The organism is Polyangium fumosum, assembly GCF_005144585.1.
GTDB lineage: Bacteria > Myxococcota_A > Polyangia > Polyangiales > Polyangiaceae > Polyangium > Polyangium fumosum.
The window spans coordinates 1-1,294 of sequence record NZ_SSMQ01000186.1 but is presented as its reverse complement, the minus strand read 5'-3'; the positions used below and the strand labels follow the sequence as shown (position 1 = coordinate 1,294).

Genomic DNA, 1,294 nt, shown 5'->3' with positions numbered 1-1,294 from the left:
CACACCTGCATATGTCGCCAGCCGTGAAAATGTACCGACGGCTGGACCGACGCTGGTTAAATTGATCCCACAAAGTGGGATGTTGGAGCCGATGGTCCTACCGGATGGTTTATGGGATGACTTCTAGCGCTGCCGAGGGGAGCAAGAAATGCGCAGCAAACCTGTTCGCTCGCAGCTCAACGAGCTCTGCCGAGCTGTATCGATAGGACACGACGCACCCTTCGGTCTCAATCGTGTCACGATCAAATAGAGCATGGGCATACTCGTGTGCCGCAGAGAAAAATTGCCTGTAGAGGTCGTCGTCATAATTGACGAGAACGCAGATTCCAGCGTGCGGATGCACAACGGTAAGGCCCGATAGGTCCGAGTCCTCGAGAATGTGTCGAACCACTCGGCAGCCTTGGGAGCGCAGGATGTCGAAAATGTTGTGAACTGGAGAAACTCCGAGTCCCAGTCGAACGCGCTCCGCCTCGGCTGCATGCGCGGCCTGCTCAATGTGTTTCGCACGGCGAAGCCGGGGTGGCGGATAGCGGGGCGGGAGCGAAGGACGACTGGCGCCGACAATGCTCTCGACCTCGGCTTCGGCGAGGCACATTGCCATGAATCGGCCAATGGCATACAGATCGGCTGACTTCGGAGCCGAGAGAGCACGGTACACGCGGCGGGTCTGTTCTTCGTCCGCATCCAGCTCAGTGGAAATGAAATAGCGAAAATCCCTGTTGAGCGCACGAGACGCAATCAGAATGTAGTCGCCCGGCAACGGCGATAGAGTGCCCTCTTCAAGCTTGTCGACGATGCTCACGTCCACGCCGAGAGCTTCCGCGAGAGTGAGGCGCGAAACGCCAACGTCCTGGCGTACCGCCCGAATGCGGTTACCGATCTCGACGCTGCTGAACATTGCGTGTTCTACTCCTTCCCTAGCTTTTCTGGGCAGCCACTCAGCCGCCCGCCCAATTGACCGCCGATGGTCTGCTCCCTTTACGAGACGTATGGATAGTATCTCGAGATGTCTCGAAGTACTATAAATGGCAACTTGTTCTCGAAGGCAGAAAGGTACTTCTTGATGAGGAGAGACGTTCCTGAGTTTACCTCATTCGCCAGGACAGAGCCCCAACCATGCGGAGAGTACCTCATGATGTTCGACAGTGCGTTGATCAGGAGGAAGTGTGTATCACCTCGCTCACCCCCGTCTGGACGCCGGCCCGCTGCCGTGGCAGGCGCCGCGCGCACGCGCGTTCGTCCGGCCGCCGGGCGCATCGAGCTTCGACAGCAAGCGCGCGCAGACGTCTGCGCA

General features: G+C 58.4%; 2 protein-coding genes. Both read right to left on the bottom strand.

The features are described from left to right. Positions 1-109 precede the first annotated feature (109 nt). On the bottom strand, positions 110-898 hold the full coding sequence (locus E8A74_RS51630) for a helix-turn-helix domain-containing protein (protein WP_136936584.1): 789 nt from the start codon (positions 896-898) through the stop codon (positions 110-112). A gap of 80 nt (positions 899-978) precedes the next feature. Continuing rightward, positions 979-1,257 carry a YaaC family protein gene (locus E8A74_RS56285; protein ID WP_420814250.1) on the bottom strand — a complete coding sequence of 93 codons (279 nt, stop codon included), beginning with the start codon at positions 1,255-1,257 and terminating at the stop codon, positions 979-981. Positions 1,258-1,294 lie beyond the last annotated feature (37 nt).